Source organism: Pseudomonas sp. HS6, assembly GCF_023375815.1.
Taxonomy (GTDB): domain Bacteria; phylum Pseudomonadota; class Gammaproteobacteria; order Pseudomonadales; family Pseudomonadaceae; genus Aquipseudomonas.
Window position 1 is genome coordinate 3,606,321 of the sequence record NZ_CP067412.1, and the last position, 17,790, is coordinate 3,624,110.

The window sequence follows — 17,790 nt, forward strand, 5'->3', positions numbered from 1 at the left end:
TTCGCACGCCTAGACTCGGTCCATTCCAAAAAAAGGTAGGCCGCCATGTCCGAGACGCTGCTCAGTTCCCGCAATCTGGCTTTCGAGCTGTACGAAGTCCTCGATGCCGAGGGCCTGACCCGGCGCGAGCGGTTTGCCGAGCACAACCGCGAAACCTTCGATGCCGCCATCGGCACGGCGCGCAACATCGCCGAGAAGTACTTCGCACCGCACAACCGCAAGGGCGACGAGAACGAGCCGCGCTACGAGAACGGTCAGGCGATTCTGATTCCCGAAGTGAAACCGGCGGTGGATGCCTTCCTCGAAGCCGGATTCCTCAACGCCGCGCGCAGTTTCGACGCTGGCGGCATGCAACTTCCTACATTGCTGTCCCAGGCCTGCTTCGCCCACTTCCAGTCGGCCAACGCTGCGTCGACCTCGTACCCGTTCCTGACCATGGGTGCCGCCAACCTGATCGAAAGTTTCGGCACCGACGAGCAGAAGCAACGCTTCCTGCAACCGATGATCGACGGTCGCTTCTTCGGCACCATGGCCCTGACCGAACCCCATGCCGGTTCGTCGCTGTCGGATATTCGTACCCGCGCGGAACCTGCGTCCGACGGTACTTATCGCCTCAAGGGCAACAAGATCTTCATTTCCGGCGGCGATCACCCGCTCTCGGAGAACATCGTGCACATGGTGCTGGCGAAACTGCCGGATGCGCCGGCCGGGGTGAAGGGGATTTCGCTGTTTATCGTGCCCAAGTTCCTGGTCAACGATGACGGCAGTCTCGGCAAGCGCAATGACGTGCTGCTGGCCGGGTTGTTCCACAAGATGGGCTGGCGCGGAACGACCTCGACCGCGCTGAACTTCGGCGATAACGGCGATTGTGTCGGCTATCTGGTGGGCAAGCCGCATCACGGTTTGAGCTACATGTTCCAGATGATGAACGAGGCGCGGATTGGCGTCGGCATGGGCGCGGTGATGCTCGGTTACGCCGGTTACCTGTACTCGTTGGAGTACGCCCGCGAACGTCCACAGGGCCGGGTGCCGGACAGCAAGGACCCGACGACGGCGCCGGTGGCGATCATTCAGCACGCGGACGTCAGACGCATGCTGCTGACGCAGAAATCCTACGTCGAAGGTGCGTTCGATCTCGGCCTGTATGCGGCGCGACTGTTCGATGACACCACCACGCTGGAAACCGAAGCCGAGCGCAAACAGGCGCATGAGCTATTGGACTTGCTGACGCCGATCGTCAAATCCTGGCCATCGGAGTTCTGCCTCAAGGCCAACGAAATGGCGATCCAGATTCTCGGCGGCCACGGTTACACCCGCGAATACCCGGTGGAGCAGTACTACCGCGACAATCGTCTGAACCCGATCCACGAAGGCACTCACGGCATTCAGTCGCTCGATTTGCTGGGACGCAAACTGGCGCAGAACGGTGGCGCCGGGCTCAAGCAACTGATTCGCCTGATTGCCGACACGGCCGAGCGCGCGGTGGCGTACGAATCGTTGACCGCACTGCGTGAGCCTTTGGAGAAACTGGTCGCTCGTCTACAGAGCGTGACCATCGGCCTGCTGACGGATCTGGCTCAGGGCAAGGTCAACAGCAGCCTGGCGAATTCGGCGTTGTACCTGAAGGTGTTCGGGCACACGGTGATTGGCTGGCGTTGGCTGGAGCAGGCGATTCGGGCGGAGGAAGGCCTAGCCAAGGGGAATGCGGCGGATGTCGACTTCTATAAGGGCAAGTTGCAGGCGGCGCGGTATTTTCTGACCTGGGAAGTGCCGGGGTGTCAGCATGAGTTGGCTTTGCTGGAGGCGCGGGATGATACGTGTCTGGCAATGCAGGATGCGTGGTTCTAAAGCCAGCCCTCTCCCCAGCCCTCCCGAAACGTCGGACCGCCCGGAGGGAGAGGGGGCCGAATGGGGGATGCTTCAGAAGTACACCGACCTGAAAGTGCTTTGCCGAATCCATAATCGACAAGGTATTTCAGGTCGACGGAGAGCGTGATACACCGCAGTCGGTCCCCTCTCCCTCCGGGAGATGGCTAGGGTGAGGGGCTCTTTGGCTCTTGGCACTCAACTCAACTTGAACCCACCCATCTGCCGCGCCAGATCATCCGCCAACCGCTGCAACATCTGACAATCCTCACGACAAGCCCGAACCTCCCCCGCCGTCGCCCGCGCAAGATCGGAAATCCCCTGCACGTTTCGGTTGATCTCCTCAGTCACCGCCGACTGCTCCTCAGTCGCCGTCGCCACCTGATGGTTCATGTCGCTGATGCGCTCGACCTGCCCGGTAATCGCGGTCAGCGACGCTCCAGTACGCTGACTCGATTCAACCCCGGTGCCGGTCGCAGCCTGTCCGGTACGCATTGAAGACACGGCATTCTCCGCACCTTGCTTGAGGCTGCCGATCATGTGCTGGATCTCGTCGGTTGAAGCCTGAGTCCGCCGCGCCAGTGTCCGCACTTCATCGGCCACCACCGCAAAACCACGCCCCATGTCCCCGGCCCGCGCCGCTTCAATCGCCGCATTCAGCGCCAGCAGATTGGTCTGCTCGGAAACACCGCGAATCACCGCCAACACTTGATCGATCGACGCCACCTGATGCGCCAACTCACCCACCGCCCCCGCCGCGACGCCAATTTCATCGGACATGCTTTCTATATGGCGAATCGAGCCGCCGACCACTTCCCGCGCCTGCATCGCCTCATCGCGAGCAGTTTGCGAAGCGACCGCAGCATTGCCGGCGTTCTGGGCGATTTCCTGCACGGTCAGGCCCATTTCGTGGACGGCGGTGGCGACCATGTCGGTCATCTCCTGCTGGCGGCCTGAGCGCTCGGCGGTGTTATCCACAACCCGGGCCACCTGGCCGACCGCGACACGCAGACGTTCACTGGTGGTCAACACCTCGGCGATCATCCCGCGCTGGCTGTCGAGGAAACGGTTGAAGCCCCGAGCGAGGTCGCCCAGCTCGTCGGCGCGGCTGGAATCTAACCGATGGGTCAAATCTCCACCACCGCTACCGATTGCTACCAGCGCAGCTGTTACCTGACGAATCGGTCGCACCAATCCTTGGGCCAGCCAGATCACCAGCGCCAGGCAAACCAGCGCCACCGCCAGACCGATGCCGCTGCTCATCCACATCGCCCGGCGGGCTTCGGCGTAGATCTGCGACTGTGGCACTTCGGCCACCAGGGTCCAGCCGAGGTCACGCAAAGGCAGGCTGAAGGCGAGGAAGTCTTCGCCGTCGCGCTGGAAGCTGCTATTGGCCGCCACTTTATGGCCCATGACCGCTTGTGCTGCTGAGCCGCCGATCTGCTCGCTCAAGGTGCGCTTGCCGCTGAACTGTGCCTCGGGATGGACCTGGATAAGGCCATCGGAACGCACGAGATAGACCTTCCCGCGCTCACCGAAGCTGAAGTTGTGGATCAGCTCCGACAGCTCTTTCATGCTCAATCCAAGACCCGCTACGCCGACCACTTTGCCGGCCTGCTCCACCTTCAAATCGATGAACAGCGCCAGCTCTCCGGTGGCCCCGTCGTTGTCGATGTTCAGGGTGCGGGGCTGATTGCTGTCGAGGAAAGAGTAGAACCAGGCATCGGCCGGTTTGGATCGGCTGAGGGTGCGATCCAGGCCTTTTTCGGTGATGTAGTGATTGGATTCGGTGCCGATGATCAGCGCGGTGAACGCATTGTGTTCGGCGCGGATGCCTTCCAGATACTGCGCGAAGCCCGCCGTTTTGGCGGAGTCTTCACCAGTGGCCAGCCAGTCGCGGACTATCGTATTGCTGGCGATGTCTTTGGCGGCGGTAAGGGGTTGAACGAGAATTCGCTCGATGTCGTTGCGCGTCGCTTCGATGCTCGACGGCAGGGCCTGTTCGACCAGATAGCTCTGGGCGAGGCGGTTGACCACCAGGGTATAAATGCCAACCACGATCAGGATGCTGACCAGCAGGGCGGTGCCCATGCCGAGGATCAGCTGCCATTGAATACTGCGACGCCAGAACTGCATGGAGCACCCCCAAAGAATAAGAGGCTGAAACACTGCAACAGCCGTGCCGATTGTATACAACGCAATCGACAATCTTATTCCTTGGTTGTGCGCAACCCCATCAACCCTGATTGATGGTCTTGGCGATGGTCTCGACCGTGGCGCTGACTTGCTCTTGGTAACGCTCGAGTTCCTGCTGGTGCTGCTTCTTCATTTCAATCTGCTGCGAGCACAGATTCATCGCCGCCAGCACCAGCAGGCGGTCACCGATCAGCGTCGGGTATTTGCGTTTGGTGTCGGCCAGTGCGGCCTTGAGCATCAATGCGGCGTCCAGCAGGGTCTGTTCTTCCCCGGCCGGTGCCTTGATCGAATAGTCCTCCCCCATGATGGAGACGACTTTTACCCCTGCTGTGCCGTGGTTCATGCGCTGACAGGACCTGCGTTGACGCGATCAACCAGGGCCTGGATGCGCGCAGCGGTGGCGCCGTGCTTTTCTTCCTGTTCCATCAGGCTCAGTTGCAGGCTTTCGTTTTCATCCTTGGCCTGGGCCAGTTCCGTGGACAGGGTCTGGTTAGTTTCCAAAAGGGTCTGGTTCTGTTGCACCAGGTCGCTGACGAGCTGTTCCAATTGGCTGAGGGATGCTTCCAACATTTTGATCTTCCAGGGCTTTTTCAAAGGGCGCGTACGATAAAGAAAAGTCGTCGTGGATGCCAGGGTTAAACCGGCGCAAAGCCTTGATTTTCCTGGCAGTCGACCATTCCTGCGAGTGTTAGAGACTGTGATCTGCCGATCTGGTTCCTGCACTTCGTCGCCCGGCCCTTCGTGCGACAAATACGCGCACCGGCTCAAGACTTTAGTCGTATGACCGATAAGTCATCCAACAGCAGTCTCAGCCCGCATGGATGCGGCCCTTCCTGGTATCCGCCCCATGTCCCTTCGCAATATGAATATCGCCCCCCGGGCGTTCACCGGTTTCGCCCTGATCGGCGGCCTGATGCTGATTCTCGGCGTGTTCGCCCTGAACCAGATGAGCAAGATTCGCGGCGCCGCCGAAAACATCACCACCACCAGCGTGCCGAGCATCAAGAACCTCGACGAGTTCACTCAACTGACCCTGCGTCTGCGGGTGCTGTCGTACCGTTTGCTGGTGAACCGCGAGCCGGACGTCCAGCAGAAAACCGTCGAACTGCTGGAGATGCGCAACCAGCAGATCCGCAAGGCCCAGACCGATTACGAGCCGTTGATCGGCACCCCGCAGGAGCGTGCGGCTTACGATCAGTACGTGCAGTTGCTGGGTCAGTACCGCCAGATTGAAGACCGGATGAAAACCCTGTCGCGCAACAATCAGGTGGATGAGTTGCGCAACCTGTTGAACACCCAGTTGCTCGACAACTCCGAAGCGATGAACACCGTGCTCAACCGTCTGATGCAAATCAACGGCGAGCAGATCAGCAACACCAACCAGCAAGCCGCCGAGCAGTTTTCTTCGGCCTTCAGTCTGGTGGTGACGCTGCTGGTGATCGCCACCGGCCTGACCTTCCTGTTCGCCTGGCTGCTGACCCTGAGCATCACCAAGCCAATCTCGAAAGCGCTGGATGCGGCGGAAACCATCGCCGAAGGCAACCTGACCCAGCCGATCCACGTTGACGGCACCGACGAAGCCGGTCGCCTGCTGGCGGCCATGGCAAAGATGCAGTCGAAGCTGCGCGACACCCTGCAACGGATTTCCGGCTCGGCAACGCAGCTGGCTTCCGCTGCGGAAGAGCTGAACAGCGTCACCGACGAAAGCGCCCGTGGCCTGACCCAGCAAAACAACGAAATCGAGCAGGCCGCCACGGCGGTCAACGAGATGACCAGCGCGGTTGAAGAAGTCGCACGCAACGCGGTCAGCACTTCGGAAGCCTCCAAGAACGCCACCACCTCCGCCGGTGACGGCCGCGATCTGGTACAGGAAACCGTCAGCGCCATCGAACGCATGAGCGCCGACGTGCAGAGCACCGCGACCCTGATCGGTGATCTGGCCAACGAATCCCGTGACATCGGCAAGGTGCTGGATGTGATTCGCGGGCTGGCCGATCAGACCAACCTGCTGGCGCTGAACGCCGCCATCGAAGCGGCCCGCGCCGGTGAAGCCGGTCGTGGTTTTGCCGTGGTGGCCGACGAAGTCCGTGCCCTGGCGCACCGTACCCAGCAGTCGACCAGCGAAATCGAGCGCATGATCGGCAGCATCCAGAGCGGCACCGAACACGCCGTGGATTCGATGCGCAACAGCACCGAGCGTGCCGAATCGACCCTGAACATCGCCCGTGGCGCTGGTATGTCGCTGGACACCATCAACACGGCCATCGTTGAAATCAACGAACGCAACCTAGTGATCGCCAGCGCCGCCGAAGAGCAGGCGCAGGTGGCGCGGGAAGTGGATCGTAATCTGGTGAACATTCGCGATCTGTCGGTGCAATCGGCGACCGGCGCGAATCAGACCAGTGCGGCAAGTAATGAGCTGTCGCGCCTGGCGCTGGATCTGAACAATATGGTTGGGCGGTTCAGCCTTTGATTTTTTAGATCAAGGTCAAGATCAAAAGCCACCCCCTCATCGGAACGCCGCCCGCCCAACCCTCTCCCCCAGGGGGGCGAGGGGGAAGGGAGCAGATCGGAGGGCTTTTCAAGATCTTGAGTTCGGCTCGGAATTTCAGGTCGATGCAATCCGAGAGAGCCACTCGGTCAGTCCCCTCTCCCTCCGGGAGAGGGCTAGGGTGAGGGGGACAATCGCAAGCCGAACCCAAATCCCGAATAACCCGCTGAAAAACCTTTTTGACAGCATCACATTTCAACAGGTTAGAATCGCTGGCACGCAGACTGCATGGTCAGTTTGTGCCCGTCTTTCCGCTTCTGGAGTACTGCCTTTGAATGCGACGACCATCAACAGCCTGTTCTTGATCGGCGCGTTGCTGGTAGGTGCGAGCATTCTTGTCAGTTCCCTTTCGTCGCGTCTCGGCATCCCGATTCTGGTGATCATCCTCGCAGTCGGCATGACTGCCGGGGTCGATGGCGGCGGCATCATTTTCGATAACTACCCGACGGCCTATCTGGTCGGCAACCTCGCACTGGCGGTGATCCTGCTCGACGGCGGCTTGCGAACCCGGGTGTCCAGTTTCCGCGTAGCCTTGTGGCCGGCCTTGTCGCTGGCCACGGTCGGCGTCCTCATAACAACCGGTCTCACCGGCATGGCCGCCGCGTGGCTGTTCGACCTGAATCTGATTCAAGGCCTGCTGATCGGCGCCATCGTCGGTTCGACGGACGCCGCAGCGGTGTTTTCGCTGCTCGGCGGTAAAGGCCTGAACGAACGGGTGACCGCCAGCCTGGAAATCGAATCCGGCAGCAACGACCCGATGGCGGTGTTTCTCACCGTGACCCTGATCGACATGCTCGCCAGCGGCCAGACCGGCCTGCACTGGAGCCTGCTGACCCATCTGATCCGCGAGTTCGGCATCGGTGGCGTGATCGGTCTCGGCGGCGGCTGGCTGATGCTGCAACTGGTCAACCGGATCAACCTCGCCACCGGCCTCTATCCGATCCTGGTGATCGCCGGCGGTCTGGTGGTGTTTGCCCTGACCAACGCCCTGCACGGCAGCGGCTTCCTCGCCGTTTACCTGTGCGGTCTGGTGATTGGCAACCGCCCTGTGCGCAGCCGTCACGGCATCCTGCACATGCTCGACGGCATGGCGTGGCTGGCACAGATCGGCATGTTCCTGGTGCTGGGGCTGCTGGTCACCCCGCACGATTTGCTGCCGATCGCCGTACCTGCTCTGGGTCTGGCGCTGTGGATGATTCTGTTCGCACGGCCGCTGTCCGTAGTGGTCGGGTTGCTGCCGTTCAAGGCCTTCCACGGTCGCGAAAAAGCGTTCATTTCATGGGTCGGCCTGCGCGGCGCGGTACCGATCATTCTCGCAGTGTTCCCGTTGATGGCCGGGCTGCCGAATGCGCAGCTGTACTTCAACCTCGCGTTCTTCATCGTGCTGGTGTCGCTGCTGGTGCAGGGCACGAGCCTGCCGTGGGTGGCCAGACTGCTCAAGGTGACCGTGCCGCCAGAGCCCGCGCCGATCTCCCGCGCGGCGCTCGAAGTCCATGTCACCAGCGAGTGGGAGCTGTTCGTTTACAAGCTCGGTGCGGAGAAATGGTGCATCGGTTCGCCCCTGCGCGAGCTGAAAATGCCGGAAGGCACACGTATCGCGGCCCTGTTTCGCGGTCAGCAACTGCTCCATCCGTCGGGTAGTACGGTGCTGGAAGTCGATGATTTGCTGTGTGTTATCGGCCATGAACACAACCTGCCGGCCCTCGGAAAACTGTTCAGCCAGGCGCCACAACGGGGCCTCGATCTACGCTTCTTCGGCGACTTCGTACTCGAAGGAGACGCCCAGCTCAAAGCGGTTGCAGCCCTTTACGGCCTACCGGCCGAAGGCATCGATCCGGACATGACCCTGGGCCACTTCATTGCCCAGAAAGTCGGCGGAGCACCGATCGTTGGCGACCAGGTGGAATGGAACAACACCCACTGGACAGTTGCGGTCATGGACGGGAACAAGATCGGCAAAGTGGGCGTCAGATTCCCCGAAGGAAGTCGCCCGGGCCCCGGGCTCTTCCTCTAAACTGCCTCCACTCTCACTTGCTTGACCGGTCTCTATGCCTACCCTGCGCTCCTTTTTCCTCGCGGCCCTGCTGGGCCTGAGTCTTACTGTCGGCCAGTTGCAAGCCGCAGAACCGCCGTCCAGCGACGCCGTGCAGGCCAACCTGGACAAGCTCACCGACAGCAAACTGCCCGAGGCCGACAAGAAGGCCCTGCAAACGCTCCTGCAAAACACGCTGAACCAACTCAACAACCGGCGTGACTACGAGCAGAAGCTGAGCGACCTCAAGCAGCAGTTGGCCACCGCGCCGAAGCAGACCATTGAGAACGCGCGTGAACTGACGCGACTCAAAGCCACCGCCGTGGTGCCAGTGGCGCAGCGCTTCACCAAAGAGAACATCCAGCAGCTGGAACAGATCCTCACCGAGCGCTCGACCCAGCAAAGCGATCTGCAAAAAGCCTTGGCCGACGCCAACAGCCTGATCATTACTGCGCAGACTCGCCCGGAGCGCGCCCAGGCAGAAATCGCCAGCAGCCAGACGCGCATCCAGCAGATCAACAACATCCTCAAGACCGGCAAGGACAGCGGCAAGACCCTGAGCGCCGAGCAACGTGACCTGCTCAACGCCGAACTGGCTGCGCTCAATGCGCTGATCCCGTTGCGCCGTCAGGAATTGGCCGGCAATAACCAGTTGCAGGACCTGGGCAACAGCCAGCATGACCTTCTCTCGGAAAAGTCCGACCGCCTGGACCACGAGATCCAGGAACTGCAAACCCTGATCAACCAGAAGCGTCTGGCCCTGTCTCAGGAAACCGTGACGCAGCAGTCGATCGAGGCGCAGAAATCCGGCGGCAGCACCCTGCTCGCCACTGAAAGCGCGGCCAACCTCAAACTTTCCGACTATTTGCTCAAAAGCACCGACCGTCTCAACGAAGTCACCCAGCAGAACCTCCAGACCAAACAGCAACTGGACAGCGTGACCCAGAGTGACTCAGCCCTCGACGAGCAGATCAACGTGCTCAAAGGCAGCCTGTTGTTGTCGAAGATTCTCTATAAACAGAAACAGGCATTGCCGCGACTCAAGGTCGACCGCGACCTGGCGGATCAGATCGCTGACATCCGCCTGTATCAATTCGAAGTCAGCCAGCAACGCGAGCTGCTGAGCAATCCGACCGCTTACGTCGACAACCTGTTGTCCACCCAGCCGCCGGAGCAGGTCACACCGCAACTTCGCAAGAGCCTGCTGGAACTGGCCAACACCCGCGCCGACCTTCTCGAGCGTTTGAATCGAGAACTGAGCGCGATGCTCAATGAGTCGATCACCCTGCAACTGAACCAGAAGCAATTGCTGAGCACCGCGCAAAGCTTGCGCGCGACCCTTGACGAGCAGATGTTCTGGATTCCCAGCAACAAGCCGCTGGACACCGAATGGATTCGCGGCGTGCCGGAGCGCCTGAAACGTCAGATCGACACCTTGCCGCTGGCGTCGAGCCTGAGCGAACTGACCGACGGCCTGACCCAACGTCCGCTACTGTTCCTGCCGCTGGCGCTGTTGATCGGCACGCTGCTGTGGCGTCGCAAACAGCTGTATTCGCGACTGAACAAAGTCCACCAGGACATCGGCCACTTCAAGCGCGACAGTCAGTGGCATACACCGCAGGCGATCCTGATCAACATTCTGCTGGCGATGCCAGTGGCGCTGGGCCTGGCGCTGTGCGGGCTGGCGCTACAGATCGACGCCCGAGGACAGAACGCCAACATGGGTGCGGCCCTGTTGCAAATGGGCCAGGCGTGGCTGGTGTTCTACACCGCTTACCGGATACTCGCGCCGGGCGGCGTGGCCGAATTGCACTTCCGCTGGGAGAAACCGCAGGTCGAATTCCTTCAGGGCTGGGTGCGTCGCCTCGGTCTGGTGGTGATGGCTCTGGTGGCCGTGGTGGCGGTCGCCGAACTGCAACCGGCGGCGCTGGCCGATGACGTGCTGGGCATGCCGGTGGTACTGACCTGCTACGCCCTGATGGCGTGGCTGCTCAGCCGCCTGCTGATCAGCAGCCCGGCCCACGAAAACGCCTCGCTGTTCCGCAAGGCCGTGGGTGTGATGTTCACCCTTCTGCCCATCGCCCTGTTCGTCGCGGTGTGCTTCGGCTACTACTACACCGCACTGAAACTCAGCGACCGCTTGATCAACACGCTGTACCTGCTGATGTTCTGGCTGGTGATTGAAGCGACCTTCGTCCGTGGTCTGGCGGTCGCGGCACGGCGTCTGGCCTACCAGCGCGCCCTGGCCAAACGTCAGGCAGCGAAGGAAGCCGGCGACGGCGAAGCGGTGATCGAAGAGCCAACCCTGGACATCGAAAAGGTCAACGAGCAGTCCCTGCGCCTGATTCGTCTGGCGCTGCTCGGTGGTTTCATCGCCGCGCTGTACTGGGTCTGGGCCGACCTGATCACGGTGTTCTCGTACCTCGACAACATTACCCTCTACGAATACACCAGCGGCACCGGCGCCAACATGAGCATGGTGCCGATCAGCATCGGCGACATGCTGGGCGCGCTGATCATCATCGGCATCACCTTTGCACTCGCACGCAACTTGCCGGGCCTGCTTGAAGTGTTCGTGCTGTCGAAACTCAATCTGGCCCAAGGCAGTGCCTACGCGACCACGACGCTGCTGTCGTACGTGATCGCCGGGGTCGGTTTCGTCTCGACCCTGTCGACCCTCGGCGTGAGCTGGGACAAGTTGCAATGGTTGGTAGCGGCGCTCTCGGTCGGCCTCGGTTTCGGTATGCAGGAGATCTTCGCGAACTTCATCTCCGGCATCATGATCCTGTTCGAACGCCCGGTGCGTATCGGCGACACCATCACCATCGGCAACCTGTCGGGCACGGTGAGCAAGATCCGCATCCGTGCCACGACCATCACCGACTTCGACCGCAAGGACATCATTGTCCCGAACAAGACGTTCATCACCGGGCAACTGATCAACTGGTCGCTGACCGACACGATTACCCGGGTGACGCTGAAACTCGGTGTGGATTACGGTTCGGATCTGGATCTGGTCAAGGAGCTGCTGCTCAAGGCCGCCCGGGAAAACCCGCGCGTGCTCAAAGAACCCGAGCCGCATGTGTACTTCCTCAACTTCGGCGAAAGCACCCTCGACCACGAACTGCGCATGCACGTGCGCGACCTCGGTGACCGCAACCCGGTCATCGACGAGGTCAACCGCTTCATCAACCGCGAGTTCAAGAAGCAGCACATCAACATCTCGTTCCGGCAGATGGAGGTTTACCTGAAGAACCTTCACGGTCAGGAGTACAAACTGGTGCCGATCGAAGACGACAGTAAAACCATCGTCCCGATCAGCGGCGAGCAAAAACCGCTGCAAGAGCCGCCACCCGCCAAACTCGACTAACCCGGCTAATCCCAGCAGAATGCTCGGACATTCTGCTGGAGCCGGCCCTTGAAAGCCCTCGACGAACTGACCTTCGACAACCGCTTCGCCCGCCTGGGCGACGCGTTCTCGGCCCACGTGCTGCCCGAACCGATCGACAACCCGCGACTGGTGGTCGCCAGCCCTGCGGCCCTGGCGCTGCTGGATCTGGCCCCAGCGACAGCTGACACCCAGGAATTCGCTGAACTGTTCGGCGGCCATAAACTGTGGGCCGACGCAGAGCCGCGGGCGATGGTCTATTCCGGGCATCAGTTCGGCGGCTATACCCCGCAACTGGGCGATGGTCGCGGGCTGTTGCTGGGCGAGGTCTACAACGCGGCCGGCGAGCACTGGGACTTGCACCTCAAGGGCGCCGGACAGACGCCGTTTTCGCGCATGGGCGATGGTCGCGCAGTGCTGCGTTCGTCGATCCGCGAGTTTCTCGCCTCCGAAGCACTGTATGCGTTGAACATCCCGTCCTCACGCGCCGCATGCGTGATCGGTTCCGACACCCCGGTCTGGCGTGAGAAACAGGAACGCGCTGCGATGGTGCTGCGGCTGGCGCCGAGCCACGTGCGCTTCGGGCATTTCGAATATTTCTATTACACCAAGCGGCCCGAGCAGCAGAAGTCGCTCGGCGAACACGTGTTGGCGATGCACTTTCCCCAGTGCCTAGAACAACCGGAGCCGTACCTGGCGATGTTCCGCGAAATCGTCGAGCGCAACGCTGAGTTGATCGCCAAGTGGCAGGCCTACGGTTTCTGCCACGGGGTGATGAACACCGACAACATGTCGATCCTCGGCATCACCTTCGACTTCGGCCCGTTCGCCTTCCTCGATGACTTCGACGCGAACTTCATCTGCAATCACTCCGATGATCAGGGCCGCTACTCGTTCAGCAATCAAGTGCCGGTCGGCCAGTGGAACCTCAGCGCCCTGGCCCAGGCCCTGACGCCATTCATCAGCGTCGAAGCCCTGCGCGAAACCCTTGGCCTGTACCTGCCGCTGTTCCAGGCGTACTACCTCGACCTGATGCGCCGCCGTCTGGGCTTCACCACGGCCGAGGACGAGGACCAGCAACTGCTGGAACAACTGCTGCAACTGATGCAGAACAGCGGCGTCGACTACACCTTGTTCTTCCGTCGTCTGGGTGAGGAGTCAGCCGAACAGGCCGTCGCTCGCCTGCGCGATGACTTCGTCGATATCAAGGGCTTCGATGCCTGGGGCGAACGCTATGTCGCCCGTGTCGCACGCGATGGCGCGACCGATCAGGAACAGCGCCGTGCGCGGATGCACGCGGTGAATCCGCTGTACATCCTGCGCAATTACCTGGCGCAGAAGGCGATTGATGCAGCGGAACAGGGTGACTACTCCGAAGTGCGACGGCTGCATGCGGTGCTGAGCAATCCATTCGAGGAACAGCCTGGAATGGAAAGCTATGCGGAGCGGCCGCCGGAGTGGGGCAAGCATCTGGAGATCAGTTGTTCTTCGTGAGTCGGGGCAAAGACCTCCATCGGGAGATCAAAGTGATCGGCCAGCCAGCGGACTTGCCGCAGGTTGAGCTGGCGCTTGCCGCTAAGGATTTCCGATACGACCGACTGAGTTCCAACCCCGGGCAAATCGCTCTGGGTCAAGCCATGCTCACGCATTAGATATCCCAGCACCTCAAAACCAGGTGATTTGAATACAGGATGATGTATGCGATCCCACTCTTCGATCCAGTCACCGATGATATCCACCAGGCTCATCAAAGGATGGGATTCGTCATCGCCCGTCATCCCGAGCAATTCGTCAAGCGCTTGGACGAGTAAGTCATAATCGCTTTCGTTTTTCGGCTTGCGCAGCAATGGCGAGACGAACTCCCAATGCTCAGCCGCTTTTTTTATCAGAACACTCATGCCCATTCCTCCTTCCATTTACCCCGATCATATTCGCGGTGATCCAACACATGCCTGATGTACAGTTTTTGAGATCGATACCTGACGTAGGCAATCAGTCTCAGCTTATTGCCACCGATATCGAAAACATGAAACTCACCTACCTTGTCGATAGCAGGAAACAAAGCTTTCATCGCCGCAAAGTCTGAAGGCTTGCCCCCTTTCGCAATTTCAAACCAATGATCCAGCGCAGTAGCCGAATTAGGCCACCTTTCTTTGGCTTCTCGTATTCGTTTTCCGGTGATGACATGCATGCAACATCCTTATCGCATTCTGCTATGGGGAGTTAATCACAACTCAAAATTATCGCAAGTTGCGATACAGCCGAGCAGACCAACGGGCTCAACCGGTCCACATCAGCCTAGGCTCACAGCCAAACACTGCACGATTGAAAATATGAGCAAACGTCTCCAACTAGGAGTTATCAGCTCTCCACCGGATTCCGATCATGACCGACCCACTCCTCATCCCCTGCCCCTCCTGCAACGGCCTCAACCGCATCCCCGCCGAGCGTCTCAACGACCACCCGAAATGCGGGCGCTGCAAGTCCGAGGTGCTGCTGAACAAGCCGTTTGAACTCACGCAAGGCGATTACGCCAGCCAGATCAAGGGCGATCTGCCGTTACTGGTGGACGTATGGGCGGACTGGTGCGGGCCGTGCAAGTCGTTTGCGCCAGTGTTCGAGCAGGCGGCCGCGCAATTGGCAGGCAAGTGCCGGCTGGCCAAGCTGGACAGCGAGGCCAATCAGCAGTTGTCGGCGCAGTTGGGGATTCGTTCGATTCCGAGCCTGATTCTGTTCAGGAATGGCCGTGAGGTGGCGCGGCAGAGTGGGGCGTTTCCGTTACCGCAACTGATGGCGTGGCTGCGCAGCCAGGGCATCTGAGACGACACCGTCCAAAGTGGGAGCTAGCTCCCACTTTGTTTTTTCAGGCGTCTTCCAGCAAGTTGTGCAACTCGACGAACTGCTGCGTCAGCTTGTGTCGTGGATCGAGGTGGATCAACGGCGTGCTGGCTTGGTGCGACTCGCGCATGCGCACCGAACTGGCGAGGTAAACCGGCAGCACCGGCAAACCTTCAGCGATCAATTCGTCGAGAATCTGCTGTGGCAGGCTGGCCCGGGCCTGGAACTGGTTGACCACGATGCCTTCGACTTCCAGGCCTTCGTTGTGGTCGTCCTTCAACTCTTCGATCTCCGACATCAGCCCGTACAGGGCCTGACGGGAAAAGCTGTCGCAATCGAAGGGGATCAACACACGATCGGCAGCAATCAGCGCCGAAACCGCGTAAAAATTCAGAGCCGGTGGCGTATCGAGGTAGATGCGATCGTAGTCCTCGCTCAACTCATCGAGCAACTTACGCAGCTTGTTGATCTTGTGCTTGGCCTCGAGCTTGGGCTGCAGGTCGGCCAGTTCCGCCGTGGCGGTGATGATGTGCAGGTTGTCGAACGGAGTTTCGTAGATATCCGCTTTGTTCTTCTTGGAGAACGGGCCCGAAGACAAGGTCTGCTTGAAGAAGTCGGCGATGCCCATCGGAATGTCGTCACCGGTGAGCCCGGTCAGATACTGAGTGGAGTTGGCCTGGGCATCGAGGTCCACCAACAGCGTGCGATAACCCTCGCTGGCGCTGACCGCCGCCAGATTGCAGGCGATGCTGGATTTGCCCACGCCACCTTTCTGATTGAACACCACGCGCCGCATGACAAAACCTCCGTGTATCAAAGAATGACCGAGTGTAGTGGTGCCCGGCATCGCTTCGCTACCTTCACGGACACGGACTACAGGGTCAGGCGCAAATATCTCAATGGACATGGCGCAAATGCCGCCATTGACCGTCGATATGCCCGACAGACAATCCCGTCGTAACCCGGATAATGGCCAAGTGACAGTTTTTGCCATGTACCCTTCGGTCCATTTCAGCGCGCAAAATGTAACCAGCATTTGCTACACACTCGTCGCACCGGGATAATGCGCGCCACCCGGCGCCAAGCGCCACGCCACTTTCGGCAAGGTCAGCACCTCTGTGGCATTGGCAGAACCGCGTCAAAAACAGCCCGCAGGGGCGGGATGAATGTCCGTGATCAACTTCAACATCGCCCAATGGCGCGCCTGGGCTCCCGGGCTCGACAGTGTGGACGCCTGGCAAGCCTGGAGCCGACAGCCGGTCGCGCTCCCGAGCAGCGATGCCGCGCCCGATGTGTCGTTCCTTCCGGCCATGCAGCGCCGCCGTCTCAGCCGCCTGGCGCGGATGGCCTTCAGTGTCGGCTGGCCACTGGCCGACGGTCGGGAAAACCTGCCACTGGTCTTCGTCTCCCGCCACGGTGAAACCCCGCGCACGTTCGACATCCTCAGCGACCTGGCCAACGAACAACCGCTGTCACCGACCCAGTTCAGCCTCTCCGTGCACAACGCGATCATCGGCCTGTGGTCGATCATGCGCGGCGAGACCAGCGAGATGACCGCCCTCGCCGCCGCCGGCGACGGCCTCGAACACGGCATGCTGGAAGCCGCCGCCCTGCTGAACGAAGGCGCTCCCGCCGTCCTGTTGGTGATCACCGAAGAACAACCGCCCGCCGCCTATTCGGCGTGGATCGATGACGTCCCGTTTCCGTATGCGGTGGGCTTGCTGCTGACCCCCGGTACCGACTGGCGGCTGACCCTGAACAGCGCCCCCGAAGCATTGTCCAAAGCGCAATGGCCCCACGCGCTGAATATGCTGCAAACCCTGCTCGGCCAGCAAACCCTTTGCCAACATGCCTGGAAAAATCGTGTATGGACCTGGCAACGCAACCCGTGACCGAAAAAAACCGCGACGCCTACCACTGGCGTCTGCTGGCCACTGCCATCAGCTTCACCCTGTTCGGGTTGGGCGGGCTGTGCCTGCGCCTGCTGGTGTTTCCGCTGCTGGGCTGCCTGTCGGGCGACGCGAAAACCCGTCGGGAGCGGGCGCGGCAGACCGTCAGTCGGCTGTTCTGGTTTTTCGTCCGGTTCATGGCCCGCACCGGCGTGCTGACTTATGACATTCAGGGTGCCGAACGCCTTGGCCGTCCCGGGCAGATGATCATCGCCAACCACCCGTCGCTGATCGACGTGGTGTTCCTGATCGGCCTGGTGCGCCACGCCAATTGCGTGGTGAAGAAAAGCCTGTGGGAAAACCCTTTCACTCGCGGCCCGCTGCGCAGCACCGAATACATCAGCAACGACGGCAGCATGGACATGCTCGATGCCGCCGCCGATGCACTGCGAGAAGGACAAACCCTGATCATTTTCCCGGAAGGCACGCGCACGCAGCCCGGGCAGGCACCGGCCTTCCACCGGGGCGCGGCGGCCATCGCACTACGAGGTGCGAAAATTCTTACCCCGGTGATCATCAAGGTCAGCCCGACTACGCTGACCAAGGCCGAGCCCTGGTATCGCATCCCCAGCCGCCGCGTTCATTTCAGTTTTCGTGTCGGGGCCGATATAGACCCACAGACCTTTGCCGCGCAAGGACCTGCACCGCAGGCTTCGCGCAAGCTCAACGACTTTCTGCACCATTTTTTTATCAAGGAGCTCGCCGAAGATGAGCGATCTGCATCGTGAGATAAAACTGCTGATCATCGACGCCCTGGGCCTCGAAGACATCAGCGTCGACGATATTGGCGACGACCAGACGCTGTTTGGCGAAGGCCTGGGCCTGGATTCCGTCGACGCCCTGGAGCTTGGTCTGGCCATCCAGAAAAAGTACGGCATCAAGATCGACGCCGACGCCAAGGACACCCGCAACCATTTCACCAACGTGGCGAGCCTTGCGGCGTTCGTCACGGCAAAACAGGCAGCTTGAG

At 60.6% G+C, this 17,790-nt stretch carries 15 protein-coding genes; 9 read left to right on the plus strand and 6 right to left on the minus strand.

Translation table 11 applies throughout. The annotated features are described in order from the left end of the window. The first annotated feature begins 45 nt into the window (after positions 1-45). Positions 46-1,848, plus strand: a complete 1,803-nt coding sequence (locus tag JJN09_RS16245; protein WP_249482633.1) for an acyl-CoA dehydrogenase — start codon at positions 46-48, stop codon at positions 1,846-1,848. A 216-nt stretch (positions 1,849-2,064) separates the two neighbouring features. On the opposite strand, the gene JJN09_RS16250 is transcribed toward JJN09_RS16245, so the two are convergent. From JJN09_RS16250 to JJN09_RS16260, 3 genes are all read right to left on the minus strand, one after another. Then, positions 2,065-4,002, minus strand: a complete 1,938-nt coding sequence (locus tag JJN09_RS16250) for a methyl-accepting chemotaxis protein (RefSeq protein ID WP_249482634.1) — start codon at positions 4,000-4,002, stop codon at positions 2,065-2,067. A gap of 100 nt (positions 4,003-4,102) precedes the next feature. Beyond that, on the minus strand, positions 4,103-4,405 hold the full coding sequence (locus JJN09_RS16255; RefSeq protein ID WP_096819884.1) for a cell division protein ZapA: 303 nt from the start codon (positions 4,403-4,405) through the stop codon (positions 4,103-4,105). Further along, complete coding sequence (locus tag JJN09_RS16260) at positions 4,402-4,632, minus strand: hypothetical protein (protein WP_249482635.1); 231 nt, start codon at positions 4,630-4,632, stop codon at positions 4,402-4,404. The genes JJN09_RS16255 and JJN09_RS16260 overlap by 4 nt, the downstream gene beginning before the upstream one ends. Before the next feature lie 277 nt (positions 4,633-4,909). Between JJN09_RS16260 and JJN09_RS16265 the strand changes: the two genes are divergently transcribed. The 4 genes from JJN09_RS16265 (at position 4,910) to selO (ending at position 13,527) form a co-directional block, all read left to right on the plus strand. Next, positions 4,910-6,535, plus strand: coding sequence for a methyl-accepting chemotaxis protein (locus JJN09_RS16265; RefSeq protein ID WP_249482636.1), 1,626 nt, complete (start codon positions 4,910-4,912; stop codon positions 6,533-6,535). A 349-nt stretch (positions 6,536-6,884) separates the two neighbouring features. Beyond that, entirely contained in the window at positions 6,885-8,627 is a 1,743-nt protein-coding gene (locus JJN09_RS16270) for a potassium/proton antiporter (protein WP_249482637.1), read from the plus strand. A gap of 34 nt (positions 8,628-8,661) precedes the next feature. After that, the gene (gene mscK / locus JJN09_RS16275; protein WP_249482638.1) at positions 8,662-12,015 is read left to right on the plus strand and encodes a mechanosensitive channel MscK; all 3,354 of its coding nucleotides are present in this window, start codon (positions 8,662-8,664) and stop codon (positions 12,013-12,015) included. Positions 12,016-12,063: 48 nt separating this feature from the next. Continuing rightward, entirely contained in the window at positions 12,064-13,527 is a 1,464-nt protein-coding gene (selO, locus tag JJN09_RS16280) for a protein adenylyltransferase SelO (RefSeq protein ID WP_249482639.1), read from the plus strand. Here selO and JJN09_RS16285 read toward each other — a convergent pair. Both JJN09_RS16285 and JJN09_RS16290 read right to left on the minus strand, forming a co-directional pair. Beyond that, complete coding sequence (locus JJN09_RS16285) at positions 13,470-13,931, minus strand: type II toxin-antitoxin system HigA family antitoxin (protein WP_249482640.1); 462 nt, start codon at positions 13,929-13,931, stop codon at positions 13,470-13,472. The two genes, selO and JJN09_RS16285, sit on opposite strands and share 58 nt — an antisense overlap. Beyond that, positions 13,928-14,224 (minus strand): type II toxin-antitoxin system HigB family toxin, encoded by a 297-nt coding sequence (locus JJN09_RS16290; protein ID WP_249482641.1) that lies wholly within the window; start codon positions 14,222-14,224, stop codon positions 13,928-13,930. Before JJN09_RS16290 ends, JJN09_RS16285 begins: the two co-directional genes overlap by 4 nt. Before the next feature lie 194 nt (positions 14,225-14,418). Here JJN09_RS16290 and trxC point away from each other — a divergent pair, with 194 nt between their 5' ends. After that, positions 14,419-14,853: a thioredoxin TrxC gene (gene trxC, locus JJN09_RS16295; protein ID WP_249482642.1), complete on the plus strand. Its 435-nt coding sequence runs from the start codon at positions 14,419-14,421 to the stop codon at positions 14,851-14,853. 43 nt (positions 14,854-14,896) lie between these two features. On the opposite strand, the gene JJN09_RS16300 is transcribed toward trxC, so the two are convergent. Then, positions 14,897-15,667, minus strand: a complete 771-nt coding sequence (locus tag JJN09_RS16300; protein ID WP_096819891.1) for a ParA family protein — start codon at positions 15,665-15,667, stop codon at positions 14,897-14,899. A gap of 370 nt (positions 15,668-16,037) precedes the next feature. On the opposite strand from JJN09_RS16300, the gene JJN09_RS16305 reads away from it, so the two are divergent. Genes JJN09_RS16305 through JJN09_RS16315 form a run of 3 tightly spaced genes read left to right on the plus strand, consistent with a single transcriptional unit; the run spans position 16,038 to position 17,789 of the window. After that, positions 16,038-16,763 (plus strand): beta-ketoacyl synthase chain length factor, encoded by a 726-nt coding sequence (locus tag JJN09_RS16305; RefSeq protein WP_249482643.1) that lies wholly within the window; start codon positions 16,038-16,040, stop codon positions 16,761-16,763. Continuing rightward, positions 16,739-17,548, plus strand: a complete 810-nt coding sequence (locus tag JJN09_RS16310; protein ID WP_249482644.1) for a 1-acyl-sn-glycerol-3-phosphate acyltransferase — start codon at positions 16,739-16,741, stop codon at positions 17,546-17,548. The genes JJN09_RS16305 and JJN09_RS16310 overlap by 25 nt, the downstream gene beginning before the upstream one ends. Next, on the plus strand, positions 17,529-17,789 hold the full coding sequence (locus JJN09_RS16315) for a phosphopantetheine-binding protein (protein WP_085711082.1): 261 nt from the start codon (positions 17,529-17,531) through the stop codon (positions 17,787-17,789). Before JJN09_RS16310 ends, JJN09_RS16315 begins: the two co-directional genes overlap by 20 nt. The last annotated feature ends 1 nt before the right edge of the window (position 17,790 follow it).